The 25,961-nt window shown below is 72.4% G+C and carries 24 protein-coding genes and 1 pseudogene; 15 read left to right on the top strand and 10 right to left on the bottom strand.

The genetic code is table 11. The features are described from left to right. Positions 1–75: 75 nt before the first annotated feature. From PUR53_RS13625 to PUR53_RS13595, 7 genes and pseudogenes are all read left to right on the top strand, one after another. On the top strand, positions 76–594 hold the full coding sequence (locus PUR53_RS13625) for a protein-tyrosine phosphatase family protein (RefSeq protein WP_329898373.1): 519 nt from the start codon (positions 76–78) through the stop codon (positions 592–594). Between the two features lie 95 nt (positions 595–689). Continuing rightward, positions 690–1,526: a hypothetical protein gene (locus PUR53_RS13620; RefSeq protein ID WP_329908435.1), complete on the top strand. Its 837-nt coding sequence runs from the start codon at positions 690–692 to the stop codon at positions 1,524–1,526. Between the two features lie 122 nt (positions 1,527–1,648). Continuing rightward, a pseudogene (locus PUR53_RS13615) lies at positions 1,649–2,828 on the top strand (ATP-binding protein). 156 nt (positions 2,829–2,984) lie between these two features. Continuing rightward, a complete protein-coding gene (locus tag PUR53_RS13610; protein WP_329898371.1) occupies positions 2,985–3,344 on the top strand; it encodes an SH3 domain-containing protein in 360 nt (119 codons plus the stop codon). Between the two features lie 54 nt (positions 3,345–3,398). Then, the gene (locus PUR53_RS13605; RefSeq protein ID WP_329898370.1) at positions 3,399–4,826 is read left to right on the top strand and encodes an FtsW/RodA/SpoVE family cell cycle protein; all 1,428 of its coding nucleotides are present in this window, start codon (positions 3,399–3,401) and stop codon (positions 4,824–4,826) included. After that, the gene (locus tag PUR53_RS13600; RefSeq protein WP_329908434.1) at positions 4,823–6,286 is read left to right on the top strand and encodes a penicillin-binding protein 2; all 1,464 of its coding nucleotides are present in this window, start codon (positions 4,823–4,825) and stop codon (positions 6,284–6,286) included. The genes PUR53_RS13605 and PUR53_RS13600 overlap by 4 nt, the downstream gene beginning before the upstream one ends. A gap of 61 nt (positions 6,287–6,347) precedes the next feature. After that, positions 6,348–6,845 (top strand): DUF3291 domain-containing protein, encoded by a 498-nt coding sequence (locus tag PUR53_RS13595; RefSeq protein WP_329898368.1) that lies wholly within the window; start codon positions 6,348–6,350, stop codon positions 6,843–6,845. On the opposite strand, the gene PUR53_RS13590 is transcribed toward PUR53_RS13595, so the two are convergent. Next, on the bottom strand, positions 6,838–7,467 hold the full coding sequence (locus PUR53_RS13590) for a hypothetical protein (RefSeq protein ID WP_329898367.1): 630 nt from the start codon (positions 7,465–7,467) through the stop codon (positions 6,838–6,840). The genes PUR53_RS13595 and PUR53_RS13590 overlap by 8 nt on opposite strands. Before the next feature lie 39 nt (positions 7,468–7,506). Here PUR53_RS13590 and PUR53_RS13585 point away from each other — a divergent pair, with 39 nt between their 5' ends. From PUR53_RS13585 to PUR53_RS13565, 5 genes are all read left to right on the top strand, one after another. Beyond that, positions 7,507–7,749, top strand: a complete 243-nt coding sequence (locus PUR53_RS13585; protein WP_329908433.1) for a hypothetical protein — start codon at positions 7,507–7,509, stop codon at positions 7,747–7,749. A 92-nt stretch (positions 7,750–7,841) separates the two neighbouring features. After that, positions 7,842–8,798: an AurF N-oxygenase family protein gene (locus PUR53_RS13580; protein WP_329898365.1), complete on the top strand. Its 957-nt coding sequence runs from the start codon at positions 7,842–7,844 to the stop codon at positions 8,796–8,798. A gap of 270 nt (positions 8,799–9,068) precedes the next feature. Then, a complete protein-coding gene (locus PUR53_RS13575; RefSeq protein WP_329908432.1) occupies positions 9,069–9,794 on the top strand; it encodes a TetR/AcrR family transcriptional regulator in 726 nt (241 codons plus the stop codon). Positions 9,795–9,818: 24 nt separating this feature from the next. Then, complete coding sequence (locus PUR53_RS13570) at positions 9,819–10,160, top strand: hypothetical protein (RefSeq protein ID WP_329908431.1); 342 nt, start codon at positions 9,819–9,821, stop codon at positions 10,158–10,160. Between the two features lie 102 nt (positions 10,161–10,262). Next, positions 10,263–11,048, top strand: a complete 786-nt coding sequence (locus tag PUR53_RS13565) for a coiled-coil domain-containing protein (protein ID WP_329908430.1) — start codon at positions 10,263–10,265, stop codon at positions 11,046–11,048. Positions 11,049–11,058: 10 nt separating this feature from the next. Here PUR53_RS13565 and PUR53_RS13560 read toward each other — a convergent pair whose 3' ends face one another. Genes PUR53_RS13560 through PUR53_RS13540 form a run of 5 tightly spaced genes read right to left on the bottom strand, consistent with a single transcriptional unit; the run spans position 11,059 to position 17,057 of the window. Further along, the gene (locus PUR53_RS13560) at positions 11,059–12,294 is read right to left on the bottom strand and encodes a styrene monooxygenase/indole monooxygenase family protein (protein ID WP_329908429.1); all 1,236 of its coding nucleotides are present in this window, start codon (positions 12,292–12,294) and stop codon (positions 11,059–11,061) included. A 51-nt stretch (positions 12,295–12,345) separates the two neighbouring features. After that, the gene (locus PUR53_RS13555; protein WP_443080300.1) at positions 12,346–13,107 is read right to left on the bottom strand and encodes a GTP-binding protein; all 762 of its coding nucleotides are present in this window, start codon (positions 13,105–13,107) and stop codon (positions 12,346–12,348) included. Then, positions 13,088–13,612, bottom strand: a complete 525-nt coding sequence (locus PUR53_RS13550) for a DUF742 domain-containing protein (RefSeq protein WP_329898360.1) — start codon at positions 13,610–13,612, stop codon at positions 13,088–13,090. Before PUR53_RS13550 ends, PUR53_RS13555 begins: the two co-directional genes overlap by 20 nt. Then, on the bottom strand, positions 13,609–14,130 hold the full coding sequence (locus PUR53_RS13545; RefSeq protein ID WP_329898359.1) for a roadblock/LC7 domain-containing protein: 522 nt from the start codon (positions 14,128–14,130) through the stop codon (positions 13,609–13,611). The genes PUR53_RS13550 and PUR53_RS13545 overlap by 4 nt, the downstream gene beginning before the upstream one ends. Beyond that, positions 14,127–17,057 carry a sensor histidine kinase gene (locus PUR53_RS13540; RefSeq protein ID WP_443080299.1) on the bottom strand — a complete coding sequence of 977 codons (2,931 nt, stop codon included), beginning with the start codon at positions 17,055–17,057 and terminating at the stop codon, positions 14,127–14,129. The genes PUR53_RS13545 and PUR53_RS13540 overlap by 4 nt, the downstream gene beginning before the upstream one ends. A gap of 365 nt (positions 17,058–17,422) precedes the next feature. Here PUR53_RS13540 and PUR53_RS13535 point away from each other — a divergent pair, with 365 nt between their 5' ends. Continuing rightward, complete coding sequence (locus tag PUR53_RS13535; protein ID WP_329908427.1) at positions 17,423–18,208, top strand: protein phosphatase 2C domain-containing protein; 786 nt, start codon at positions 17,423–17,425, stop codon at positions 18,206–18,208. A gap of 16 nt (positions 18,209–18,224) precedes the next feature. Here the strand turns inward: PUR53_RS13535 and PUR53_RS13530 are convergent, their stop codons facing one another. Together PUR53_RS13530 and lon are read right to left on the bottom strand one after the other, a co-directional pair. Continuing rightward, entirely contained in the window at positions 18,225–18,704 is a 480-nt protein-coding gene (locus tag PUR53_RS13530) for a MarR family winged helix-turn-helix transcriptional regulator (RefSeq protein WP_329898356.1), read from the bottom strand. Between the two features lie 335 nt (positions 18,705–19,039). Further along, positions 19,040–21,442 carry an endopeptidase La gene (gene lon, locus PUR53_RS13525; RefSeq protein WP_329908426.1) on the bottom strand — a complete coding sequence of 801 codons (2,403 nt, stop codon included), beginning with the start codon at positions 21,440–21,442 and terminating at the stop codon, positions 19,040–19,042. A 202-nt stretch (positions 21,443–21,644) separates the two neighbouring features. Here lon and PUR53_RS13520 point away from each other — a divergent pair, with 202 nt between their 5' ends. Continuing rightward, the gene (locus PUR53_RS13520; RefSeq protein WP_329908425.1) at positions 21,645–22,322 is read left to right on the top strand and encodes a GNAT family N-acetyltransferase; all 678 of its coding nucleotides are present in this window, start codon (positions 21,645–21,647) and stop codon (positions 22,320–22,322) included. On the opposite strand, the gene PUR53_RS13515 is transcribed toward PUR53_RS13520, so the two are convergent. Both PUR53_RS13515 and PUR53_RS13510 read right to left on the bottom strand, forming a co-directional pair. Beyond that, positions 22,263–23,294: a rhomboid-like protein gene (locus PUR53_RS13515; protein WP_329908424.1), complete on the bottom strand. Its 1,032-nt coding sequence runs from the start codon at positions 23,292–23,294 to the stop codon at positions 22,263–22,265. The two genes, PUR53_RS13520 and PUR53_RS13515, sit on opposite strands and share 60 nt — an antisense overlap. A gap of 129 nt (positions 23,295–23,423) precedes the next feature. Then, a complete protein-coding gene (locus PUR53_RS13510) occupies positions 23,424–24,092 on the bottom strand; it encodes a TetR/AcrR family transcriptional regulator (RefSeq protein ID WP_329898352.1) in 669 nt (222 codons plus the stop codon). 225 nt (positions 24,093–24,317) lie between these two features. Between PUR53_RS13510 and PUR53_RS13505 the strand changes: the two genes are divergently transcribed. Then, positions 24,318–25,892, top strand: coding sequence for a glycoside hydrolase family 3 protein (locus PUR53_RS13505; protein ID WP_329908423.1), 1,575 nt, complete (start codon positions 24,318–24,320; stop codon positions 25,890–25,892). Positions 25,893–25,961 lie beyond the last annotated feature (69 nt).

Genomic DNA, 25,961 nt, shown 5'->3' with positions numbered 1-25,961 from the left:
GAGGTGACGACCCGTCGTCGAGGGCCTGGCCGCGGAGATCCATCGGAAGGGCCCTGAGGCCCGGGGGAGGCGCTGTTGCGGACGCGCAAGCAACCCGATGTCCCGGCTCCGCGGGAACCGTGGAGCGAGATCGTGCCCGGCCTGTGGATGGGCGGGCACGAGTTCGCGGGGCCGGCCGGTACCGGGGGCGTCGAATTCGCGGTCGTACGCGACGAGTTCGATCTGGTGCTGACCCTGCTGCGGCTGCCGGGGCACGGACCGGACGACGGCGTCGAGCACCATGTGTGGCCGATCCCGGACGGGCCGCTGGACGGTACGCAGTTGGCCGGTGTGATGCGGCTGGCGCAGGCCGCGTGCGACGCGCTGGAGGACGGCAAACGGGTCCTCGTCCGCTGCTACAGCGGGTACAACCGCTCCGGTCTGGTCGTGGCGCACGCGCTGATCCGCGACGGGCACTCCGCCGAGGAGGCGATCCGGCTGATCCGCACCCGCCGTTCGCCCTGGGCGCTGCACAACGAGCTGTTCGTGGAGTACCTGCACACGGGGTTGGCGACGGTCCGGCTGCTGGAGGAACTGGAGGAGCCGGCCGAGTAGCACGACGTCCGCGACCGAGCCGTCACGAAAAAGTACTTCCGCACGAATTAGGGTGTACGCGATCACAGCCCCCTCACCCGTGCCCCAGGAGTCCCGTGTCCCCCAGCCGCCCCGCGCGCGCTACCGCCGGTGCCGTCGCCGCCGTGGCCGCCGCCCTGCTGCTGGGCGGCTGCGGCGACTCCGGGGGCCTGGTCAGCGCGGGCACGACACCCACCGCGAGCGGCCCGACCCGGCTGTGGCCCGGGGAGCCGCCCGCCTCCTCCCCCGCCTACGACTACGGCGAGGCCGAGACGGAGGTGGTCAGGGGCGTCAAGGCCCCCGGCGAGGACATCCACGAGGTGGACCCGCTGGCCGTCGTCCGCGCCGAGATCGCCGCGCACCCCGAGATGTACTCCGGATCCGGGGCCGTCTACGGGGGAACGACCGCGCGCATGGCCGACTGCGGACAGGGCGACAAGGGCGAGGAGGGCGACAAGGGCCAGAAGGGCGGAACGGACGCCGGCCGAGCCGGGTGTCCCGTCCTCACGGCCTACTACCGGGACCTCACCGGCGACGGGCGCGACGACATGGTGCTCGGCTTCCGGCTGCTGCCCGGCAACCAGACGGCGGTGCGGATGTACACCTTCCAGGCGGACCGGCTGGTGCAGGTGCTGGCCAGCGACGACGCCGTGCTCGCGGTCGAGCTGGCCGGCCGTACCGTGATCATCCGCTCCCCGGCGGCCATCGTCGGCTACGAGTACCGCACCCAGTGGACCTGGGACGAGGACCAGTTGGCGATGCTGCTCACGCGGGACGAGATCCTGCGCGTGGGCGGATCGGCGAAGCCGTCCCGGTCTCCGTCAGCCACCCCTGCCCTCTCCCCCTCGGCCTCACCCTCCCGCTCCCCCTCGTCCGTCCCACCCTCCGCCTCGTCGTCGGTGAGGCCGGGGTGAGCGCCGCGAGTTCCACGAGGCCCGCGAGACCCGCGAGACCCGCGAGGCCCGGGCGGAAACGGTTCGGCCCGCCGCGTTGGACCTCCTCGCTCACCTGGAAGGCGCTGGCCTTCATCACGGTCATGTGCTGTGGGCTGGCCGCGCTGCTCGGTGCCCTCGTGCATGTCTCCGTCACCAACCGGACCGTGAGCGACGCCCGTTCCCCCGGCCCTCGTCCGGCTCGACGAGGCGGCCGAGGCGTACGAGGCCGGGAACCGGCTCCCGCCCGATTCCGGGATCGACCCGCGAGGCCTGCCGAGGGAGCTGCGTGAGCTGGCGGTGAGCGGGCGGCGCGGCACGATGGTCGGGGTCGTCTCCGGGGTCCCCTCGATGTGGGCCGCCGCCCCCGCCGACGGCCGCGCCCTCGCCGTACAGATCGACTACGCGCAGAGCGCGGCCACCATCGAGAACCTGGACCGGGCCATCCTGGGCTCCTCGGCCCTGGCGATCGGCGTGACACTGGCCATCGGCGCGCTGGGCGTCAGCGGGGTCACCCGGCGGCTGCGCACGACCTCCCAGGTGGCCCGGCGGATCAGCGCGGGCGACCTGGACGCGCGGGTCGGCGATCCCCGCACGACGGACCCGGCGCGGTACCGCGACGAGGTGGCCGCGGTGGCCGCCGCGCTCGACACCATGGCGTCCACCCTGCAGCGGAAGCTGGTCGGCGAGCAACGGTTCACGGCGGACGTCGCGCACGAGCTGCGTACGCCGTTGACCGGGCTGCACGCGGCGGCCGAACTGCTGCCGGAGGGGCGGCCGACGGAGCTGGTGCGGGACCGGGTCGCCGCGCTGCGGACGCTGACCGAGGACCTGTTGGAGATCTCGCGGCTGGACGCGGGGAGCGAGCGGCTGGACCTGGACGCGATCCGGCTCGGGCTGCTGGCGGAGCGGGTGGCCGCGCACGCGAGCGGCGACACCGAGGTGCGGATCGTCGAGGACGCGTGCGTGGAGACGGACCGGCGGCGGCTGGAGCGGGTGGTGGGGAACCTGGTGGCCAACGCCCACAAGCACGGGGCACCTCCGGTGGTGGTGACCGTGGAGGGGGCCGTGGTGAGCGTGCGGGATCACGGGAACGGGTTCCCGGGGTACCTGTTGACCGAGGGGCCGCAGCGGTTTCGTACGGAGGGTGCCAGCAAGGGGCACGGGCTGGGGCTGACCATCGCCGTGGGGCAGGCGGAGGTGTTGGGGGCGCGGTTGGAATTTGAAAACGCTCCCGATGGGGGTGCGTTGGCTGTTCTGCGACTGACTGCCGGTGGGGGTTGATCGCGCCCACGCGGCGGAGCCGCACATCAGACGCTGCCCCGCGCCCCTTTGGGGGCGCGCTGCTCTGATGGCCCATTGGGGAAGGCGCCCCGTCCTCCCTCCTCCTAGCGTGGCGAATAGTCAGACTCGCCCCCTTTTCTTCTGGAGGAGCTTCAGATGTCCCTGCGTATTCTGCTCATGCGGTTCGGTATAGCGGCTGCCGGTGGCGCCCTCGTGGCGTTCGCGGCCACGACTCCCGCTCTCGGTGCCGGCGCGGAGGACCCCCGGGAGAGCAAGCAGATCGTCAACGGTGAGGTCGTCGCCCGTACCGGTCTCGTGCTGCGCAGCGCGCCGACCCGTGGAGGTTCGGTCATCCGGGTCGCGCACTACGGCGAGATCGTCAAGATCTACTGCCGGGCCGAGGGCCAGAGCGTCGACGGCAACCGGCAGTGGTACCTGCTCGTCGACGGCACCTGGGCCTGGGGCTCGGCCCGCTACATCGCCCCCTTCAAGGCGCCCCGCTGGTGCGACGCCTGAGCGACAAACCGCGCAAGTCAGCCCTGAAGGGTCCTATTTAGGTAAGTTCCGGGCATGACCACCAAGGCCGGAACGACCCTGGCGGCGGATTCCTCGGATCCCTCCCCGCCGCCCGCCGTACGCCTGCTCCGGCGCCGAGGCGTCGAGTTCACCCTCACCGTCGTGGCCGTCCTGCTCTCCGTGTACGGCTACTGCGCTGTCGGTCTGGCCAAGAACGGCACCGTCCCGCCCGGCGCCGCCGACTACGGCGCCGGGCTCGGCGTGCTCGCGCTGCTGGCCCATCTGGTGGTCAGGCTGCGGGCGCCGTACGCCGATCCGCTGCTGCTGCCGATCGCGGTGCTCCTCAACGGGCTGGGTCTGGTGCTGATCCACCGGCTCGACCTGGAGACCCCGGCCGACCAGGCGGCGCCCGCGCAGCTGAACTGGTCGACGCTCGGGGTGGCGCTGTTCATCACGGTCGTGGCGCTGCTGCGCGACCACCGGGTGCTCCAGCGGTACGCGTACGTCTCGGTGGTGGCCGCCCTCCTGCTGCTGGCGCTGCCGATCCTCTTCCCGCCGGTCAACGGGGCCCGGATCTGGGTACGGATCGCCGGGTTCTCCATCCAGCCGGGCGAGTTCGCGAAGGTGCTGCTCGCGCTGTTCTTCGCCAGCTATCTCGCGGCCAACCGCAACGCGCTGGCGTACGCCGGACGTCAGCTCTGGCGCTTCAAGCGCCTGCAACTGCCCACCGGGCGGGTCCTCGGCCCGATCGTCACCATCTGGCTGCTGAGCGTCGGCGTCCTGGTCCTGGAGAGGGACCTGGGCACCTCCCTGCTGTTCTTCGGCCTGTTCGTGATCATGCTGTACGTCGCCACGGGCCGCACCGGCTGGATCGCGGTGGGGCTCTTGCTGGCGTGTGTGGGCGCGGTCGCCGTCGGCTGGCTCGAACCGCACGTCCACAGCCGGGTCGAGGACTGGCTGCATCCGTTCGCGTCGATCGAGGCGGGGCAGGGCCCGAACCAACTCGCCCAGTCCCTCTTCGCGTTCGCCGCCGGCGGGCTCCTCGGCACCGGGCTCGGCCTCGGGCACTCCATCCTGATCGGCTTCGCCGCCAAGTCCGACTTCATCCTGGCCACGGCGGGCGAGGAGCTGGGCCTCGCCGGACTCTCCGCGATCTTCCTGCTCTACGCCCTGCTGGTGGAGCGCGGCTACCGGGCCGGTCTCGCCCTGCGGGACCCCTTCGGCCGGCTCCTCGCCACCGGCCTCGCCTCGATCGTCGCCCTCCAGGTCTTCGTCATCGCCGGCGGCGTCATGGGCCTCATCCCGCTGACCGGCATGGCGATGCCCTTCCTCGCCCAGGGCGGCTCGTCCGTCGTCACCAACTGGGTCATCGTGGCGCTGCTGATCCGGCTCAGCGACTCCTCCAGGAGACAGTACGCCCCCGGACCGCCGCCCGAGAGCCCGCAGGACCGGGGGGCGCGTGGGGAGGGCCGGGGCGCATGACCACGTACATCCGCCGGGCCGCCGCCCTGTGCGCCCTGCTGCTGCTCGCCCTCCTCGCCAACGCCACGCGCGTCCAGGTCCTGCAGTCCCGGGCCTACGACGACAATCCCGCCAACCGCCGCCCGGAGATCGCCCGTTGGGGCCAGCCGCGCGGGGACATCGTGGTCGGGGGGCGCCCGGTCACCGGCTCGAAGGACACCGGGGAGCAGCTGCGCTACGAACGGACGTACCGGAACGGCCCGTTGTACGCGCCGGTCACGGGCTTCGCCTCGCAGGTGTACGGGACGACGTTCCTGGAGCACGCGGAGGACTCCCTGCTCGACGGCAGCGAACCGCTGCTGTCCTTCCTCCCGCTGTGGAACGACATCACCCGCGACCGGAACGCGGGCGGCGCGGTCGTCACCACGATCCAGGAGGCGGCGCAGCGGGCGGCGTATCTGGGGCTCGGCACCCGCCGGGGCGCGGTCGTCGCGCTCGAACCGTCCACCGGACGCGTCCTCGCGCTGGTCTCGCGGCCGTCGTACGACCCCGGAGCGCTCTCCGGCAACGGCCGTCGGACGGCCGAGGCGTGGGCGCGGCTGAACGGGGACGCGAGCAGGCCGATGCTCAACCGGGCGGTGCGGCAGACCTATCCGCCGGGCTCGACCTTCAAGGTGGTGACGGCGGCCGCCGCGCTGGACACCGGGGTGGTCGAGGACCTCGACGCCCCGACCCGCTCCCCCGACCCGTACACCCTGCCGGGCACCACGACATCCCTCGCCAACGAGGTCGAGGGCTGCGAGAACGCCTCGCTGCGCTATGCCTTCGAGTGGTCCTGCAACACGGTCTTCGCGAAGCTGGGCGTGGACGTCGGGCTCGACGCCATGACGGAGACAGCCCGCGCCTTCGGTTTCAACGACTCCGGTCTGCGGATCCCCTTCTCGGTCGCCCCCAGCACCTTCGACACCGAGATGGACCGGGCCCAGCTCGCCCTCTCCTCCATCGGCCAGTACGACACCCGGGCCACGCCCCTGCAGATGGCGCTCGTCACGGCGGCCGTCGCGGACGGGGGCTCGGTGCGGTCGCCGTACCTGGTCGAACGCACCACCACGGCGAGCGGCCGCACGGTCACCGGCTCGGGCACGCGCACCCTGCGCCAGGCCATGGACCCCACCACCGCGCGCCGGCTGCGCGATCTCATGCGCGGCGTCGTCGAGGACGGCACGGGCGCCAACGCCGCCCTGCGCCACGTCACCGTCGGCGGCAAGACCGGCACCGCCCAGCACGGCATGGGCAACTCCGGCACACCCTTCGCCTGGTTCATCGGCTGGGCCCAGTCCGACGACGCGATCGAACCGCAGGTGGCCGTCGCGGTGGTGGTGGAGGACGCGGAGGCGGTACGGGGCGACATCAGCGGGGGTGGGGACGCGGCGCCGATCGCGCGGGAGGTGATGCGGGCGGTGCTGAGGGACTCCGACTGAGGCGCCCACCATCTGAGATAAGCGATGGGGTCCCGTCCCCGGCCCGACCTATCGTGCGCCCATGACGACCGCCACGCACGAACTCGCCCAGGTCAACATCGCCCGCCTCAAAGCCCCTTTGGACTCTCCCCTGTTGAAGGACTTCGTCGACGCTCTCGACCCGGTGAACGCGGTCGCGGACCGTTCCCCCGGTTTCGTCTGGCGTCTGCAGAGCGACTCCGGCAACGCGACGGACATCCCCGTCCTCGGGGACGAGTGGCTGATCATCAACATGTCGGTGTGGCGGGACACCGACGCCCTGACCGCCTTCATGTACCAGGGGCAGCACCGGGAGTTGCTGTCCCGCAGGCGGGAGTGGTTCGAGCGGCTGAGCGAGGCGATGACGGCCCTGTGGTGGGTCCCGGTAGGGCACCGGCCCACCGTGGCCGAGGCGGAGGAACGGATCCTCCACCTGCGCGCCCACGGCCCGACCCCGTACGCCTTCACGTTGCGCACATCGTTCCCGGCGGAACCGGAGGGTCCGGCGGAGCCCGCCGCGCCGGACGCGGTCCTCAGCTGATCGGTTGCCGGAGTTCGGAGCGGACCTGGAGGGTGCGCTCCGCGAAGGCCTCCACGTCCACCTTCGAGGCGTCCTGTCCGACGCTCTCCACGCTGAGTTCCGCGACGGACGCCCCCGTGTTGCCGTCGGCCCAGGCGCACATGGGGTACGTGATCTTGCTGCCGGCCTGGTTCTGGGTGACGACCTGGCAGCTGATGGTGAGGTCGGAGTCGCCCGGGGTGTAGTCCTCGGGCGGCACGACCACCGTGATGGAGCTGACCCCGGCCGCGCCCTTCAGCATGTTGTCGCGGGCGGCGTCGGTGTTCTTGAACCGGCCGTACATGCCCGACACGATCAGGGCACCCTCGGCCCCGTCGCCCGCGGGCGCGTACTGCGCGACGGCGGCCGTGACGTCGCGGGCGTCGAAGGCGCCCTCCGCCTCGTCCTCCACCTGGCGTCCCTCGGTGTCGGAGAGGTCCTGGGCCAGCTTGTACTCACCGTCGAGGACGGTCTCGGGCAGGGCCAGCTTGTACTCGGCCTCCGGGAAACCGCTGGTGCTCTGCGTTCCGACGACCCACAGGCCCACGGACCCCAGCACCACGAGCCCGACGACCCCGCCGACGATCCCGAGTATCAGCCCCACCCGGCTCTTCGGCGGTGGCGGGGGCTGCCACCCGGCGGGGTGGGGCGCGCCGTACGGCTGCGCCTGCGGCGGGTACTGCTGCGGCGTGTGCGGCTGCTGACCGTACGGCTGCGGCTGCTGACCGTACGGCTGGGGCTGGGGCTGGTGCTGTGGTTGCGGTTGCGGGTACGGCTGCTGGCCGTACGGCCCCTGGTGCGGCGGCTGCTGACCGTAGGGCCCTTGGGGCGATGGAGGCATGGACACGCCAGCACGCTACTCCACAAGTCGTGCGCGAAGGATTGACGGCCTTGCTGACAAGTAGTCTCATAAGCGGTGACCGCTGGTAACTCACACCGGTGACTCCCTGCAATCCCGTACGAGGAGCTGCGACAGCCATGACTACGGTGACCTCGCTGGATTCGACGAACCCCGAGTCGGAGGCGGAGGCGCTGCGCGACGCGCTCGGACTCCTCAAGGACCGGGAACAGGTGGCCGAGCGGCTGCTCGTCTCCTCCGCGAAGCACTCCTTCGACCCGGACAAGGAGCTGGACTGGGACGCCCCGTTCGAGGACGGGAAGTGGTTCTGGCCGCCGGAGCTGGTGTCCCTGTACGGGACGCCGATGTGGCGGAGGATGTCGGAGGAGCAGCGCATCGCGCTGTCCCGGCACGAGGCGGCGGCGCTGGCCTCCCTCGGTATCTGGTTCGAGATCATCCTCATGCAGCTGCTCGTCCGGCACATCTACGACCGGGCCGCGACCAGCGCGCACGTGCGCTACGCGCTCACCGAGATCGAGGACGAGTGCCGGCACTCGAAGATGTTCGCCCGGCTGATCAGCAAGAGCGGCACCCCGCACTATCCGGTGAGCCGGCTGCACCAGAACCTGGGCCGCGTCTTCAAGACGATCTCGACGACGCCGGGCTCCTTCACGGCGACGCTCCTCGGTGAGGAGATCCTCGACTGGATGCAGCGGCTGACCTTCCCCGACGAGCGGGTCCAGCCGCTCGTGCGGGGCGTGACCCGGATCCATGTGGTCGAGGAGGCGCGGCACGTCCGCTACGCCCGAGAGGAACTGCGCCGCCAGATGGTGACCGCTCCGCGGCTGTCCCGGAGCTTCACCCGCGTCACGTCCGGCGAGTTCGCCCGCGTCTTCTCCGTCGCCTTCATCAACCCCGAGGTCTACGCGAACGTCGGCCTCGACCAGCGGGTGGCTGTCGCCCAGGTGCGGGCGAGTGAGCACCGTCGGGACATCATGCAGACCGGGGCGAGGCGGTTGACGGACTTCCTGGACGACATCGGGGTGCTGCGGGGGGTGGGGCGGCGGATGTGGAGGTCTTCGGGGTTGCTGCGGTAGGGGGTTGGGCGCCGCATAGCTCGGGGGTGCGGGTGCGATGGCGGGTGCGGGCCCGGTGGGGCTTCTCGCGCAGTTCCCCACGCCCCTAAAAGACAAAGACCAGGCCCTGCGGGCCTGAAAAGCACGGGGCGCAGCCCCTGCTTTTCAGGGGCGCGGGGAACTGCGCGAGCAACCCCCACGCACCCGCACCCGCACCCGCCGACGCACCCCTACCCCCACCCCCTGACGCGATCTCGGCAGCCCCCACCCACCCCCGACTACTCTGCGGGTATGACGTCCGACGCCCCCACCCGCGCATACCGTCGGCTCAGCGTCGAAGAGCGGCGCAGCCAGTTGCTGGACGCGGCCCTGGAGCTCTTCGCGCACCACGCGCCCGAGGACGTCTCCCTCGACGACGTCGCGGAGGCGGCCGGCGTCTCCCGGCCCCTCGTCTACCGCTACTTCCCCGGCGGCAAGCAACAGCTCTACGAGGCGGCCCTGCGCACGGCCGCCGAGGAGCTGGAGCACTGCTTCGACGAGCCCGCCGAGGGGCCCCTCACCCGCCGCCTCGCCCGCGCCCTCGACCGGTACCTGGACTTCGTGGACACCCACGACACCGGCTTCAGCGCCCTGCTCCAGGGCGGCAGCGTCGTGGAGACCTCCCGGGCGACAGCCATCGTGGACGGGGTCCGGCGGGCCGCCGCCGACCACATCCTGCGGCACCTGGCGGTGGCCGAGCCGGGCCTGAGGCTGCGGATGACCGTGCGGATGTGGATCACCTCCGTGGAGGCCGCCTCCCTCATCTGGCTCGACGAGGGCAAGCGGCCGGATATCGGCGAGCTGCGGGACTGGCTCGTGGAGCAGTTCGTCGCCTGTCTCACCGCCACCGCCGGCCGCGACCCGCAGACCGCCGCCGTCATACGGCAGGCCCTCACCGTGGAGACCTCCGACGGCGCCGTGGGCTCCCTCGCCCGCCGCGTCCTGCCCGTGGTCGGCGACGCCGGGCACCTGCTGTGACACCGGTCCTGTGACACTGGTCCGGTGAAGAGCCAAGACACCCCCTTCGTGGGCGGCCCCCTCGACGGGCGCGTCCTGCCCGTGCTGCTCGGCATCACCGGGCACCCCCCGAAGACGTACCGGGTCCCGGTCCCCGACGCCGCCGGCGGTCCGCCGACGGTGCTGGTCTACCGCCGCGTCGACGCCGGTCGGGGCGGCTTGCTGCACCAGCTGTGGAAGTACGAGTACGCCCCGGACGCGGACCCCCGGCGCCGTCTGAAGTGGCCCTGGTCCAAGCCGGACGCCCCGGCGGGTTCCGGCGCCCCGGGCACCGGGGACGGGCAATCCGCCACGCCGCCCGCGCGGCCGCGCCCCACCGACGAGTGACACCCCGGCACCGAACGGTCCACCCGGCGCGCGCCCGTCTCCCTCTCCCCGGATCCTGCCGGTGCGAGGTGGACGGCCCACCTGCGCACCGGAGGTGATGACGTGTCAGAAAGGCTTCTGCGCCTGGTCGGTACGGCGACGGTCACGGCTCTCACGGCCGGCGCCCTCCTCAGCACCGCCCCCACGCCCGTGATGGCCGCGCCCGAACCCCCCGCCGCCGGCACAGCCGCCGAGTCCGCCTCCCCGGAGGACCGCTCGGTCGCCGATCTCCTCACCGACCTGCGACGGCTCCACCGCGAGGCCGAGAAGGCCACCGAGGCGTACGAGAGGACCGGCGAGGACCTGAGGAAACAGCGCGCCGAGGTGGCGCTGCTCGACCATCGTCTCGCGGTGGCCCGCCTCTCCCTCCACGACAGCCGGGGCGCGGCCGGCCGACTGGCCCGGCAGCAGTACCAGAACAGCAGCACCGCGCTCTCCCCCTACGTCCGGCTGCTGATGAGCCGGGACCCGCACCGGGCGCTGGAGCAGAACCATGTGATCGGACAGGTGGCCCGGGAGCGGGCCGAGACGATCGAGCGCCTGGTGGGAAGCGAACAGGACACCGACGCTTTGGCCCGCAGGGCGCGCGTGGCCCTGGACCGCCAACTCACCCTCGCCGAACAGCACCGGCGGGAACACGACACCGCGTCCGACGGCCTGGACAGGATCGAGGAACTCCTCGCCTCCCTGACCCCGGACCAACTCGCCGCCCTGAGGAAATCGGAGACCACCGACAAGGCCCGCTCCTCGAAGCCGCAGGGCACCCAAGGCTCTCAGGGGCGCGGGGAAGTGCGCGAGAAGCCCCGCACACCCGCACCCGCCGACGAATCCCGCGCACCCACCCAGTAGGCGCCCGGCCCTAACCCCCCGCGACCTCGGCGAGATACGCCCGGGTCTTCTCCGCGTCGTAGAAGTACCCCTCGAAATCCGCCGGATCGTCAAACCCGTTGGCGAATCGATCCGCCACCACCGGTAGCCCCTCCGCCGCCCCGACCAGCTCCAACACATGCCCGGCCGGCGGAGCCAGCATCGTGTTGGTCCACTTGGTGACCGGCCCCACGATCCGCCAGAACCGCTCGAACGTCCGCCGCATCCACGCCTCGTCGAACTCCCCGTCCCCGTGGTCGAGGATCGCCGAGAGGTACACGGCCGCGCATTTGGTCGCCGAGTTCGCCCCCTGCCCGGTGAGCGGGTCGTTGGCCACGACGACGTCCCCGGCGCCCAGCACCAGGCCCCCGCTGGGGAGTTGCCCCACGGGATGCCGTACGACCGGGGTGTAGCGGCCCGTCAGCGCCGCCCCCGGGTCCGTCACCTCGACGCCCGTGGCCCGCGCGTACTCCCAGGGCGTGTACCGCTTCATGAGGTCCAGGGTCAGCGCGAGCTGCTCCTCCGCGTCCCGGACGCCCCCGAAGACGTCGAGCGGCCCGCCGGGCAGGCCCAGCCAGAAGAGGGCGTCGGCGCGGCCCGAGGTGGTGAGGACGGGCTGGACGATGAGTTCGCCGACGCCGGGGACCAGGTTGCAGCGGGCCGCGTCGAACTCCGGGTGCTCGGGGCGCGGGCCCAGTCCGTGCACGTACACCGCGGCGAGCGCGCGCTGCGGTTCGGTGTAGGGCGAGCGGGCCGCGTCACGGCGGAACATCCGCACCAGTTCGCCCTTGCCCGCGGTGACGAGCACCAGGTCGTACACCCGGGAGAAGTAGTCCAGGTCGGAGACCGCGGCGCCGTGGATGACCAACTGGCCGCCCCGCCGGGAGAACGTCTCCATCCAGCCGGCCATCTTCACCCGCTGGTCCACGGCCTGTGCGTACCCGCGCAGTCGGCCGACCCAGTCGACGGCGCGCTCCCCGTCCGGGCCGGCGACGGAGACTCCGACGCCCTCGATCCTCGGCGCCTGGGACTCCCAGAAGTTGAGGTCGAGGTCGCGCTCGTGGCGCAGGGCCGAGTCGAACATGCACTGGGTGGACATGATCCGGCCGGCGCGTATCTCGTCCGGGGTGCGATTGGACATCAGTGTGACCTCGTACCCGTGCGACTGGAGCCCGAGGGCCAGTTGCAGCCCGGACTGGCCGGCTCCGACGACGAGAATCTTCCGCATCCGGACAGGTCTCCTGGTTCGTCCGTGGCGTCCCGTGGCGTCCCGCTGGGACTATTCGGGGCTGAGGGATATCGCGTGGGCGCACAGCGCCAGCAGGGTCTCCATCGCGGAGGCCCGCTTGCGCGCGTCCATGATCATGACAGGTACATGGTCGGGCACGGTCAGCGCGTCCCGTACGTCCTCGGGCTCGTAGCGCACACTGCCGTCGAACGCGTTGACCGCGACGATGTACGGCAGGCCGCAGCTCTCGAAGTAGTCGAGCGCGGGGAAGCAGTCGCCGAGGCGGCGGGTGTCGGCGAGGACGACCGCGCCGATCGCGCCGCGCACCATGTCGTCCCACATGAACCAGAACCGCTCCTGTCCGGGCGTGCCGAACAGGTAGAGGACGAGGTCGTCGTCGAGGGTGATGCGGCCGTAGTCCATGGCCACGGTGGTGGTCAGCTTGTCGGGCGTCGCGGAGAGGTCGTCCGTGCCGGCGCTGGCCTCGGTCATCAGCGCCTCGGTCCTGAGCGGGGTGATCTCGGAGACCGCGCCGACGAAGGTGGTCTTGCCGACGCCGAAGCCGCCCGCCACCACGATCTTCGTGGCGATGGGGGCCCGGCTCAGGTCGGCCTGCCAGGGTTTCAGCTCCTCCTCGGTCTCCGCGCCGGGCGGGGCGGGATCCACGTCGGCGCCGGGCGCGGTGACGTCGAGACGAGGGGCGTGCGCGTCGACATGGACGCGGGGGGCGTCGTCCTTGACGCCCGGGGTGACGCCGGCCGAGGCGTCGGGGTTGACGCCGGCCGAGGCGGCGTCAGAGACGGCGGAGTCCACTCAGCACCCTTTCCAGCAGAGCGCGGTCCGGCTGTCCCGGTCCGTGACCTGTTCCGTACACACGGATCTTTCCCTGGTCCGCGAGATCGCTGAGGAGGACGCGGACCACGCCGAGCGGCATCTTCAGCAGCGCGGCGATCTCCGCCACCGTCCGCATACGGCGGCAGAGTTCGACGATGGCCCGCATCTCGGGCATCACCTTGGTGTTGAGTGAACCTCCCCCACGATTGAACATGTGGGCGGTACCCCCAGCCAACTCCGGCCGCTCGGCCGGGGCTTCGAGTACGGCGACGAAGGTCTCCACGTGCAGGACGTGGCCGAAGCGGGTGCGGCCGCCGGTGAGCGAGTAGGGGCGTACGCGGGCGGGTTTGCGGTCGCCGCCGCGCACAGGGAGCTTCTTGGCCCCCTTCGTGCTCCTGGTGCCCGTCGCGCCCTTCGTCGCGGGCGGCCGCTTCGCCCGGCCGGGCTCGTGGGCCCGCACCCTGTTCTGCCTGGGGCCGCTCATCGCCGGCTCCCGGCCGCCTCGGTCTCCCTCGGGGACTCGGCCTCCAGGGACTTGCGCAGTTCGCTGCGGAGTTCCGGGGTGAGGACATGGCCGGCGCGGCCGACGAAGAGCGCCATGTGGTACGCCACCACGCTCATGTCGCAGTCCGGTGAGCCGTGCACCCCGAGCAGCGAGCCGTCGCTGATCGACATCACGAAGAGGCTGCCGTGGTCCATCGCGACCATCGTCTGCTTGACCCCGCCGAACTCCATCAGCTTGGCGGCGCCGATGGTGAGGCTGCCGATGCCGGAGACGATGGTGGCCAGGTCGGCGGCGGAGCCCCGCGGGCCCTGCGGGCGCTCTTCCCGGGCCTCGCGGGCCGCGGCGTTCCTGCCGGGGTCGGAGGAGAGCAGCAGCAGTCCGTCGGAGGAGACCACCGCGACCGACAGCAGCCCCGGCACCTCCTCCACCAGGTTGGTCAGGAGCCAGTGCAGGTTGCGGGCTTCACTGCTCAGTCCGAAGGTCATGGGCGCGGTCAACTGCTTTCCTCCTCGGAAGTGCCCCCCGTGGTGTCAACTGCCTCTGTCCGGTACTCGTGCGGCACGGGCATCCGTGTCTCACCCGACTGCTCGGCGATCTCCGCCTCGACGTCGCGCCGCCCCTCCCTGGCCCCCTGGTGGAACCCGCCGAGCCGACGGCGCAGCTCCTCGGCGTTCACGCCGCCGACCCGCGGCCGGGGCGTGGTGGGCACCGGCGCGGTGATCCTGGGCGTGCGCTTGGGCAGGCCCTTGTCGGTGAGGCGCGGGGTCGCATCACCCCGTGGCCCCTCCGTCCCGGCCCGTGACCCCTCGGTCGCGCGCGCCGAGTTCCCCTCGTCGGCGGCCCGCTCATGGGTGTCGGGGTCGCCCGGGTAGGGGGCGTCCCCGTCGGTGTCCCGGTCGGTGTCGGTGCCGGGGTCGGTGTCGTGAGCGGCGAAGTCCTCGTCGCTCTCCTCGTCGGCGCCCTTCCCCGGGGCCACCGGAGCGAAGAGCTCCATCGTCGTCTCGGACACGGACTCGGCCCGGGACGCGGGTCCGGTTCCGGCCCCGGTGTCGGGGCCGGGTGCGGCCTCGGGTTCGTCGTCTTCCGGTACGACGCTCCCGGCGGCCTCTGCGGCGTCGGCGGCCGTCCCCACGGCCTCCCTCGCCTGAAGTGCCCGCTCGGCCGCCTCGATGAGCGGGTCACCGTCGCCCTCGGGCTCGCGTACGGCGACGGATCGGCCGGGCAGGACGTTGGAGTTGGCCTCGGCGTCGGCACCCGGCAGCGAGAACTGGGGCGTGACGGAGACCGGTGTACCCACGGGCACGGCGGGCGTGGGGGCCAGCAGCGCCTGGGGCAGGACGACCACAGCGGCGGTACCGCCCGATCCGTGCGGCCGGAGCCGGACGGGGGTGCCGAGCCGGTGGGCGAGGCGGGCCACGACGTACAGGCCGAGGCCGAGACCCTCGCCGTCCTCCTGCTCGTACGGCGCCTCGGGGTCGAAGTCGGTGAGGCGGGAGTTGAGCCGGGCGAGCCGCTCGGGGGCGACGCCGATCCCACCGTCCTGGACAGAGAGGGTGATCTCGCCGTTCTCCATCAGCCAGCCGGTGACCTCGACGGACATCTCCGGCGGCGAGAACGACGTACCGTTCTCCATCAGTTCGGCGAGGAGGTGGCTGAGGTCGTCGGCGGCGAACCCGGCGACATGCGCGCCGGGCGGCAGCGCGGCGATGCGGACGCGTTCGTAGCGTTCGATCTCGCTGACCGCGGCGCGGACGACGTCGACGAGCGGCACGGCTCCGGCGTGGTGCTGGACGTGCTCGTGGCCGGCCAGGACGAGGAGGTTCTCGCTGTGGCGGCGCATGACGGTGGCGAAGTGGTCGAGCTTGAAGAGGGTGGCGAGCCGGTCGGGGTCCTGCTCGCGCTCCTCCAGGGACTCGATGACGGCGAGCTGCCGCTCGACGAGGCCGAGGGTGCGCAGCGCGAGGTTGACGAAGGTGGCGTGGACGCTGTGCTGGACCTTCGTCAGATGGGCCGTCGCCTCCGCGAGTTCGGCGCGCAGCCGGTCGCGGTCGTCGGCCATGGTCTGGCGCTGGCCGATGAGGTGCTTGCGGTCGCCCTCCAGGGGCGCGAGCCGCTCGTGCAGCGCGAGGGCGTGCGCGTGGAGCGCGTTGACCGAGCGCACGACCTGGGCGAACTCGTCGTTGCGGCCGGTGAACTTGACCGGTTCCTCGTTCGCCGGGTCGCCGGCGACGCGGGCGGAGCCGATGCGCAGCACCGCGAGCGGGCGGGTGAGGGAGCGGGCCATGCCGGTGGCGACACCGACGGCCAGGAGCATCAGGGCGCCGAGGACGGCGATCCGGATCTCCAGCGCGGTGACGTCCTCGTCGCGCAGCTGGGCGAGGTCCTTGGTGCGCCGGTCGTAGAGGGAGGACTCGGCGCCGCGCATCAGGTCCACGCGGGCGGAGAGCGCCGCGCCGACCTTCTCGGCGCTGGTGCCGGCCTCGCTGTCGGAGAGCGTGGGCTGGTCGGTGAGGTCGGCCAGGTACTTGTCGGCGGTGTCGGCCTCGGGGCCGGTGACCGTGGCGTCGTAGGAGGAGCGTCCGGCGGCGGGCGCGGTCTCGCGGAAGTGGGCGAGGGCGGCGTCGGATCGGACGCGGGCCTGCTGGGCGACGGCGGTGAGGGCGTCGCGCTGCTTCTCGTCGGCGGCCGAGGCGCCGGTCCTGGTGGTGGGCAGCCCGGTGGTGGGGTCGATGACCGTCTGGGTGGTCGTCGGGACGCTGAGCGCGGCGACGAGCAGTCCTCGGGCGGCGGCGGCCTGCTGGACGGCGGTGTCGAGTTCGGCGAGCGCGTAGGCGCCGCCGCCCGCGCGCGGCGGCAGTTCGGCGGCCAGTTCCTCGGCGAGGGCGTGGAGCTCGGTGACGACGGCGGTGTACGCCGTGTGCGCCTCCAGAGCGGTGCTCTTCCCGGAGAGCGCGGATTCCCGTACGCCGGCGATGGACTCGATGTCCTCGCGCAGAGCGGCGGAGATGTCGGAGTCGGCGCTCAGCTCCTCGGCCTGGGTGTCGACGCGGTCACCGCGCTGCTCGCTGGGCGCGGCCGACTTGGGGCGCCCGGCGGCGATGTACGCGGTGACCTCGTCCCGCTCGTCCGCGAGGGCGTGCGCGAGGGTGAGCGCCTCCTGGGTCTGCTCGGCGAGCGTGACCAGGCGCTGGGTGTCGTGCAGTTGCTCCGAGGCGGCGAGGATCGAGGGCGCCCCGGCGCCCGCTATGGCGGCGGCCACGACGGCCACGGCGACGATGAGCCGGTTGCGTACGTGCGCCTTCCGCCCGGTGCCGACGGCGGGGGCCTGCGCCGTCCCCTGCTGGTTCGGGGAGGCCGCGGAGGCCTTCGAAGCTGCCTGCTTGCCTGCGCGCCGAGGCCGCGTCTTCTGCACCGGTGCTCGCATTCCTGACTCGTGTACCCATTAGCCCGGGTGACGATCCGTCAACTCGTCAAATACGGCCGTCCCCCCGGTACGGCTCCCGACCCTCCCAGTGCCGGTGGGCAGTGGTCCCGCATCATCAGTCCCGCCACCCGAAGGAGTGAACATCCCCGGGGAGTTGGCGGGCAAGTTCCTCCGGCTCGTGCCGATGCCCCCTGTGGCGGGCCGGTTGGACGTCGGCGACGCGCTTTGACAGTATTCGCCGCCGCGCTTCACCGCTCACGATCATTCCATGCCATACCCGGCGGCCCTCCTGGAGGGTCCGGGGCGTACGGCGACCGTTGTCGGCCTTTCACGGATCTTGTGGCGGGCTCGTGCAGACTGGCCGAATGCGCACGGAACTCGTCTCGGAACCCGGTGATCCCCTTCGCCCCAACGAGGACTTCGCGTCCGTGGCCCTGCCCGCGGGGGGACAGGGCGGCGCCCTCGTCGTCCTCGACGGCGTGACTCCGCCGCCCGACGGCTACGGCTGTCGACATTCGGTCGCATGGTTCACCTCCCGCCTCGGCGGCACCCTGACCGAACTGTCCGTTTCGGAGCGGGATTCACCCTTGCCCGACGTGCTCTCACAGGCCATTTCCCGTACCGCCCGAGCTCACGTCCAAACCTGTGACCTTTCTCACCCACGAACCCCACAGGCCACAGTGGCCCTCGCCCGCTGGTCGCAAGCGGCCGTGGAGTACCTGGTGTTGTCGGACTCGGCCCTGCTGTTCGAGCGGCCGGACGGCGCGGTGACGGCCGTCCTCGACGACCGTCTCTCCCGGTTGCCCCGGGCCTCGCTCGCGACGGCCGCGATCGTCGACTCGACGGTGCGGAACAAGGAGGGCGGATTCTGGACGGCGGCCGCGGATCCCGCCGTCGCCGCACGGGCGGTCACGGGAAGCGTCGCCCGCGAGGAGGTCCGCTCGCTGGTCGCGTTGACGGACGGGGCGGGCCGCTGGGTGGAGACGTTCCGCGAGGGCGACTGGGCGGACTGCCTCACCCTCGTCCGGAAGACGGGGCCGCGGGGGCTGGTGCAGCGCGTGCGGGAACTGGAAGCCACCGATGTGGAGCGGGAGTTCCTGGGCCGCGCCAAGACGCACGACGACGCGAGCGTGGTGTTCGTGGAGTGGTGAGCGGCCCTTTCGGGTCTCAGCCCTCGACGCCCCGGTTCAGCTGGTGCAGCAGGCGCGCGAGTTGGGCCACCTCGTCCCGGTCCCAGTCGGCGAGCTGCCGTACGTAGGCGACGCGGCGGGCGTCCCGGACCGCACGGAAGCGGGCCCGGCCCTCCTCCGTGAGGTGGACGAGCCAGGCACGCCCGTCGGCGGGGTCGGGTTCGCGGGCGATGAGACCGAGGTGCTCCAGGGCGCGGAGCTGACGGGACATGGTGGCCTTGCCGACGCCGATGTAGGCGGCGAGTTCGGTGGCACGCAGCCGGCCGGCCTCGTCGAGGCGGGCGAGGAGGCCGTAGGCGGCGGACTCCAGGTCGGGGTGAACGGCCCGGGCCATCTCCCCGGACTTGGCACGGGCGCGCCGCAACAGGACCGTCAACTCGCGCTCCAGCGCCAGGAACGCCTGGTCCATGCCGGCCCCGACACCGATGCCGTCGCCGTTTCCGCCCTCGTCGTGCACGTCAGCGCTCCTGCTTTCCGATTCCGGTACCCGCCGGTCAGTATTTCGCAGGCGGGAGCGGTTGGTGACCGCCACGTGGGGAAAAGGGCCGGGTCGGGTGCGTTGCCGGGTGCGGGTGGGTGGGGGGGGGGGGCGGGGGGGGCCCCCCCCCCCCCCCACACCCGGGCGCCCCCCCCCCCGAGCCACCACCGGCCCCCCCCCCCCGGCGGCGGCCCCCCCGTGGGCGGGCCCCCCCCCCGCCCGCCCCCCCCGCGCGGGGGCCCCCCCCCCCCCCCCCCCCCCCCCACCGGACCCGCACCCGCCCACTCACCCGCACGCACCCCCACCCCGCGGCCTCAAGCGGCTACCGGCACCCCCACCTCCGCCGGCGCCAGCGCCAGCTCCAGCACCTGCCGGACATCGGTGACCGCGTGCACGTCGAGCTTCTCCAGCACCTCCGCCGGCACATCGTCGAGGTCCGCCTCGTTCCGCTTCGGGATGACGACGGTGGTCACACCGGCCCGGTGCGCCGCGAGCAGCTTCTGCTTCACCCCGCCGATCGGCAGCACCCGCCCGGTCAGCGAGACCTCACCCGTCATCGCCACGTCCGTACGGACCAGCCGTCCCGACAGCAGCGAGGCGAGGGCCGTCGTCATGGTGACGCCGGCGCTGGGGCCGTCCTTGGGGACCGCGCCCGCCGGGAAGTGGATGTGCACACCCCGGTCCTTCAGGTCGGCGACGGGCAGCTCCAGCTCCGCGCCGTGCGAGCGCAGGAAGGAGAGCGCGATCTGCGCGGACTCCTTCATCACGTCGCCCAGCTGGCCGGTGAGGGTCAGCCCCGCCGCGCCCGTCTCCGGGTCGGCCAGCGACGCCTCGACGTAGAGCACGTCGCCGCCCGCGCCGGTGACCGCGAGCCCGGTCGCGACACCCGGCACCGCCGTACGCCGCTCCGCCGGGTCCTGTGCGGACTCGGGCACATGGTGCGGCCGGCCGATGAGCCCGCGCAGGTCCCCGTCGGTGACGGTGAACGGCAGCTCCCGCTGACCCAGTTCGTGCTGGGCCGCGACCTTCCGCAGCAGTCGCGCCACGGACCGCTCCAGGTTCCGTACGCCCGCCTCGCGCGTGTACTCACCGGCGAGCTTGCGCAGCGCGCTCTCGTCGAGGACGACCTCGTCGGCGTCGAGCCCGGCCCGCTCCAGCTGCCGGGGCAGCAGGTGGTCCCGGGCGATGACGACCTTCTCGTCCTCGGTGTAGCCGTCCAGCCGGACCAGCTCCATGCGGTCGAGCAGGGCCTCGGGGATCGCCTCCAGCACGTTGGCGGTGGCGAGGAAGACGACGTCGCTCAGGTCCAGCTCGACCTCCAGGTAGTGGTCCCGGAAGGTATGGTTCTGCGCGGGGTCGAGGACCTCCAGCAGCGCCGCCGCCGGGTCGCCCCGGAAGTCGGAGCCCACCTTGTCGATCTCGTCGAGCAGGACGACGGGGTTCATGGACCCGGCTTCCTTGATGGCGCGGACGATGCGCCCGGGGAGCGCCCCGACGTATGTACGCCGGTGCCCGCGGATCTCCGCCTCGTCCCGCACACCGCCGAGCGCGACCCGGACGAACTTGCGCCCCATGGCGTGCGCCACGGACTCACCGAGGCTGGTCTTGCCGACGCCGGGCGGCCCGACGAGCGCGAGCACGGCACCGCCGCGCCGCCCGCCGACGACACCGAGGCCCCGATCGGCCCGCCGCTTGCGCACCGCGAGGTACTCGGTGATGCGCTCCTTCACGTCCTCCAGCCCGGCGTGCTCGGCGTCGAGGACACCCTTCGCGCCCTGGATGTCGTACGCGTCCTCGGTCCGCTCGTTCCACGGCAGTTCGAGCACGGTGTCGAGCCAGGTGCGGATCCAGCCGCCCTCGGGCGACTGGTCGCTGGACCGCTCCAGCTTGTCGACCTCCTTGAGCGCGGCCTCCCGTACGGCCTCCGGCAGGTCGGCGGCCTCGACGCGCGCCCGGTAGTCGTCGGACTCCTCGCCGTCCTTCTCGCCGTTCAGCTCGCGCAGCTCCTTGCGGACGGCTTCGAGCTGACGCCGCAGCAGGAACTCGCGCTGCTGCTTGTCGACGCCCTCCTGGACGTCCTTGGCGATGGTCTCGGCGACGTCCTGCTCGGCGAGGTGGTCGCGCAGCAGCTGGGTGGCGAGCTTCAGCCGGGCGACGGGGTCGGCGGTCTCCAGGAGCTGGATCTTCTGCTCGACGGTGAGGAAGGGCGAGTAGCCGGAGTTGTCGGCGAGTGCGGAGACGTCGTCGATGGCCTGCACCCGGTCCACGACCTGCCAGGCGCCGCGCTTGCGCAGCCAGCTGGTGGCAAGGGCCTTGTACTCCTTGACAAGTTCGACGACCTGCCCGGGCAGCGGCTCCGGCACACTGTCGTCGATGCGGGTGCCCTCGACCCACAGGGCGGCACCGGGCCCGGTGGTCCCGGCCCCGATCCGCACGCGCCCTATGGCGCGGATCAGCGCTCCCGGATCCCCGTCCGCCAGCCGTCCGACCTGCTCGACGGTCCCGAGCACGCCGGTGCTCGCGTAGGTCCCGTCGATCCGCGGCACCAGCAGCACCTTCGGCTTCCCGGGTTCGGCGCGCGCGGCCGCCTGCGCGGCCTCCACCGCGGCGCGTACGTCGGTGTCATTGAGGTCCAGCGGCACCACCATCCCCGGCAGCACGACCTCCTCGTCGAGCGGCAGCACGGGCAGGGTGAGCGGTGCGGACGTCGATGCCATGATCTCTCCCTCGGCAGTCAAGTTGAGCTATGCCGACTCAATGCAGGTGAGCCGTGGAATGTTCCCCGAGACGACATCCGTTCGCTGTGGGCGATCACGACTACCTCTGCCGGTGGCCAAACGTGAGGCCCACGCCACACGCCCACCCTTACGTAATACCCTTATCGCCATCTCGGCCATTACAAGGATCGCGGGGGTCAGCGTGGACGGAATCGTGCGGGCGTGGGTCGACGGATGGGTCGCCTCGCGGGGAGCGGCGCCTCCGGTGGTCGAACCGTGGGGCTTCACCATCGACATGGGCCTGGCCCATCACGTCACCCGCCACGTCTTCTCGGCGACGCACGACGAGGTGGAGGAGGGGACGGTGCGGAAAGTGGCGGACTCCGTCACCGGGGCCGGCACCTGGCTCAAGGTCTTCACGGACGCGCCGACGGTGACCTCGTGGCTCGGCGAGGGCTGGTGGATCGACCCCGACCCCGGCTATCTCATGTCCCTGCGCCTGGAGCCCGACGAGCCCCAGCAGTCCCAGGAGCCCCAGGAGCCCCAGGCCGCCGTGCCCGACGGCTACCGGCTGCGTACCTGGTCGCGCGGTGGCGTGACCCGGGTGATGGTCGCGGCGCCGGACGGTTCCCTGGCGGCCCGCGGCCAGATCGCCCCGACCGGCGCGACAGCGGTCGTCGACCAGATAGAGACGTCCCCGGACCACCGCCGCCGCGGCCTCGGCACCCTCGTCATGCGCACCCTCGCCCGGGCCGCCCTCGAACAGGGCGCGGAGACGGGCGTCCTGGCCGGCACACCGGACGGCCGGGCCCTGTACGAGTCACTGGGCTGGACGGTGCGGGCCCCACTGACCAGCGCGAAGTTCACCGGCCGACCCTGAGCCACGGCACTCGAGCCGCCACCGCCGCACCACCGGCCACATCGCCACCCCGATCGCCAGCGACAGCAGATGCCCCCAGTTGGTCATCGGGTCCGAGAAGGTGAGCAGGTCGTCCACCAGCATCCCGCCGAAGCCCAGCAGCAGGGGCCACCGCAGCCACGGCGGCAAGAGGCCCGCCAACGCGCCCGCGCTCGCGGCCACTCCGAAGCTGATGCCGTAGTCGAGGCGGTGGAGGGAGCTGTCGGGGAGGTGGCCTGCCAGGACGGCGAAGCCCACCGGGACCTCCGTGGCGAGGGTGGCGAGGACATGGCCCAGCAGGAACACACCGGCCGTGCGCCACCCGCCGATCCGGCGTTCCAGCGCGGTCAGCACCAGCAGGAAGGCGAGGGCGTACAGCGAGCCGACCCCGCCCGCGACCCACACCGCGCTCGCGAGCAGCACCAGCGCCGGGGTCCGGACCAGATGCGCCACATCCGTACTGGAGCCCTGATGCAGGGCGTGCACCAGGGCCGGGTCTGCGTACTCGGCGACGAGGGAGGTCATCACGAGGACGGTGGCGTAGAAGAAGGTGAAGGGCGTACCGACGGGGGTGGGGAGCAGCCGCGAGGGGCGCGGGAACGGCGTGCGCCGACGCCAGGAGGACGCGCCCCCGGAGGACTCACGCCAGGAGGACTCACGCCAGGAGGAGACACGCCGGGAGGAGATTCGCCGGGAGGAGACACGCCGGGAGGAGATTCGCCAGGAGGAAAGCGGCCTGGCGTACACCCCGGGCGCCTCGGATTCCCCTACACGCGCCCCGGGTTCGACCACGCACACCCCGGGTTCCGCCGCCCCAGGTCCCACCACGTCCACCCCGACGTCCGGGGCCTCCGCCGGTGCCCGCTCCGGCGCCCCACCGAGTGCCGCGCCAGGCTGCCGCGGGATGCCGTCGAGGACGGGCCCCGCGGTCTCCACACTCTCGGCGGCATCCAAGGTGAGGTGCTCCTTCCGTTTCCCCTCACCCTCGACGCCCCGGTACGCCCTTGTCTGTGACCCCCGCCACCCGAAACGCGATTCACAGCAAGCCGACAGCTCCGCCTCCCCGGGCCTTCCGTCGGCCCGCTACGAGCCCTCCGCCCCGATCTCCCTCCGCACCCGCTCCACATACGCCCGGAACCGGCCCACCATGTCGAACCCCTCAGGATCCAGCACCCACTGGATCTGCAGCCCGTCCATCACCGCGGCCAGCTCCTGCGCCACGGCCACGACGTCCGTACCGGCCCGCAGTTCACCGCTGTCCACCCCGCGCCGCAGCACTCCGGACAGGGTGCCCACCACCTCGGCGTACCGCTCGACGAAGTACGCGTGGGCGGGATGACCGGGGTCACCGGCCTCGGCGGCCAGGACGTTGAACATCCGAGTGCGGCCCAGCCGCGCGCTGTTGTACTCGGCGAGCCGCACGAGCGCCGTGAACATCTGGGCCGCCGACTCGAACTCCCGTGAGAAGAACCGCTCCCGGTCGCTTTCGTCCATGCGTTCCAGGACCTGGACGAGCAGGTCCTCCTTACTGCGGAAGTGATGCAGCAGCCCGCCCTGGGTGATGCCGACGTCGCCGGCGATCCGGGCCAACGAGGAGGCGTGGAAGCCCCGCTGGGCGAAGTGCTCGACAGCCGCGTCGAGAATGCGCAGCCGCCGCTCGTCCCCGACGGCGTACGTACCCCGCGCGCCGGAGCCCTCCGGCTCACGCCCTGCGGAGCCGTCGGCCCCCTCCGACCTCCGGTTCCGCACCATGCCCGCCACCCTAGCCCGCACCACGCGGCCTCAAGAGCCCTTAACGAACCGACGGTTACACGAGTCAACGACCTCTTCTTTCAAGCCATGTGCCGCGTGAGAGTGGCCACTTGTCCAAAACCTAGTACCCACTCGGCTTTGCTGCTTCCCTGAACGGGCCGCTCCCTGAACGGGCCTGCGCGGCAACGCCGCCGCCCTCGTCCCCCCTCCCCCAGGAACTGCCGGATGCCCACAGCCCCGTACCGCGACCCGAGCCGCCCCGTCGACGAACGAGTGGAGGACCTCCTGGCCCGGATGACCCTCGCGGAGAAGGCGGGTCAGCTCTTCCACACGAGGGTGACGATGAACGGCGACGGGACGCTCGCCGAGACGACCGACGGGCCGTTCCTCCGGCAGGGCACCACGGAACTGGTCGTGGACGGCCGCCTGACCCACTTCAACCTCGTGGGCCGCCACGGGATTCGGGAGACGGCGGAATGGGTCAACCGGCTCCAGGCCCTCGCGGCCGACACGCGACTGGGCATCCCGGTCACCCTCTCCACCGACCCGCGCCACTCGTTCACCGACAACCCGGGCGCCTCCTTCACCTCCGGCGCCTCCTTCGGCTCCGGCACCTTCTCGGCCTGGCCCGCGCCCCTGGGCCTGGCCGCGATCGGCGACCCGGACCTGGTGGAGAAGTTCGGCGACACCGTCCGCCGCGAGTACCTCGCCGTCGGCTTCCGCGTCGCGCTGCACCCGCAGATCGACCTCAGCACCGAGCCCGGACCATCTCGCCGGGCCGGCTCCTTCGGCTCGTCCGCCGAGGTCGCGAGCGCACTGGTCCGGGCGTTCGTACGCGGCCTCCAGGGCCCCCGGCTCGGCCCGCGTTCGGTCGCCGCCATGGTCAAGCACTTCCCCGGCTGCGGCACAACGCACGACCACCACCTCGCGCCCTTCCGGGCCGCCGTCGAGGCCGGATGCGCGCAGCTGATGCCGCCCACCGGCGTGTCGCGCGAACGCCTCGGCTTCGACGGCGTCGTCCGCGCCGACTGGGGCCTGCTCACCCACGCGCCCACCGGCGGCGAACCGCATGTAACCCACGCCACCGTCAGCGAACGCGCCGCGAAGGCCCTGGACGCGGGCGCCGACCAGTTCGGCGGCGAACAGTGCCCGGAGGTGATCGTCGAACTGGTCCGCTCCGGCCGGATCACTCAGGAGCGCGTCGACGCCTCCGTCCGCCGCCTCCTGCGCGAGAAGTTCGTCCTCGGCCTCTTCGAGCGGCGGTACGTCGACCCGAACCGCGCCGAGGAGACCGTCGGCGCCGGTGAGTTCACCGCCCTCGGCGAGGCCGCCCAGCGCCGCTCGCTCACCGTCCTGACCAACCACTCCCTCCTCCCGCTGACCGACCGCCCGAACCTGTACGTCGAGGGAGTGGCCGCGCAGACGGCGTCCCTGTACGGCAATGTCGTGGCCGACCCGGCCCACGCGGACGTGGCCGTACTGCGGCTGCGCACGCCCTACGAGGCGCGGCTGACGGAGATCCTGGCGCTGCCGACGGCCGTGCCCACCCTGGTCTGCGTCAACCTGGAACGGTCCGCCGTACTCCCGGAGATCGCCGCGAAGGCCGCCGCGCTCGTCGTCGACTACGGAGCCTCGGACACGGCCCTGCTCGACGTGGCCTTCGGCCGGGCCCGCGCGGAGGGCCGACTGCCCTTCGCACTCCCGCGTTCCATTCCCGTGGGCGAGGCGACGTCCTGCCCAAACGCCCCGAACGACACCGAGGACTCGGTCTTCCCGTACGGCCACGGCCTGTCGCTCTGACGTCCCGCAGGGCGACTGAAGTCCCGCCCGGCGCGCCGAAATTCGGCCGCCCACTCCCCGCTGACACGT

Source organism: Streptomyces sp. SP18BB07, from assembly GCF_036322545.1.
GTDB lineage: Bacteria > Actinomycetota > Actinomycetes > Streptomycetales > Streptomycetaceae > Streptomyces > Streptomyces deccanensis.
Note: the sequence above shows the minus strand (reverse complement) of the source record. Positions and strands in the feature narration are given on the sequence as shown.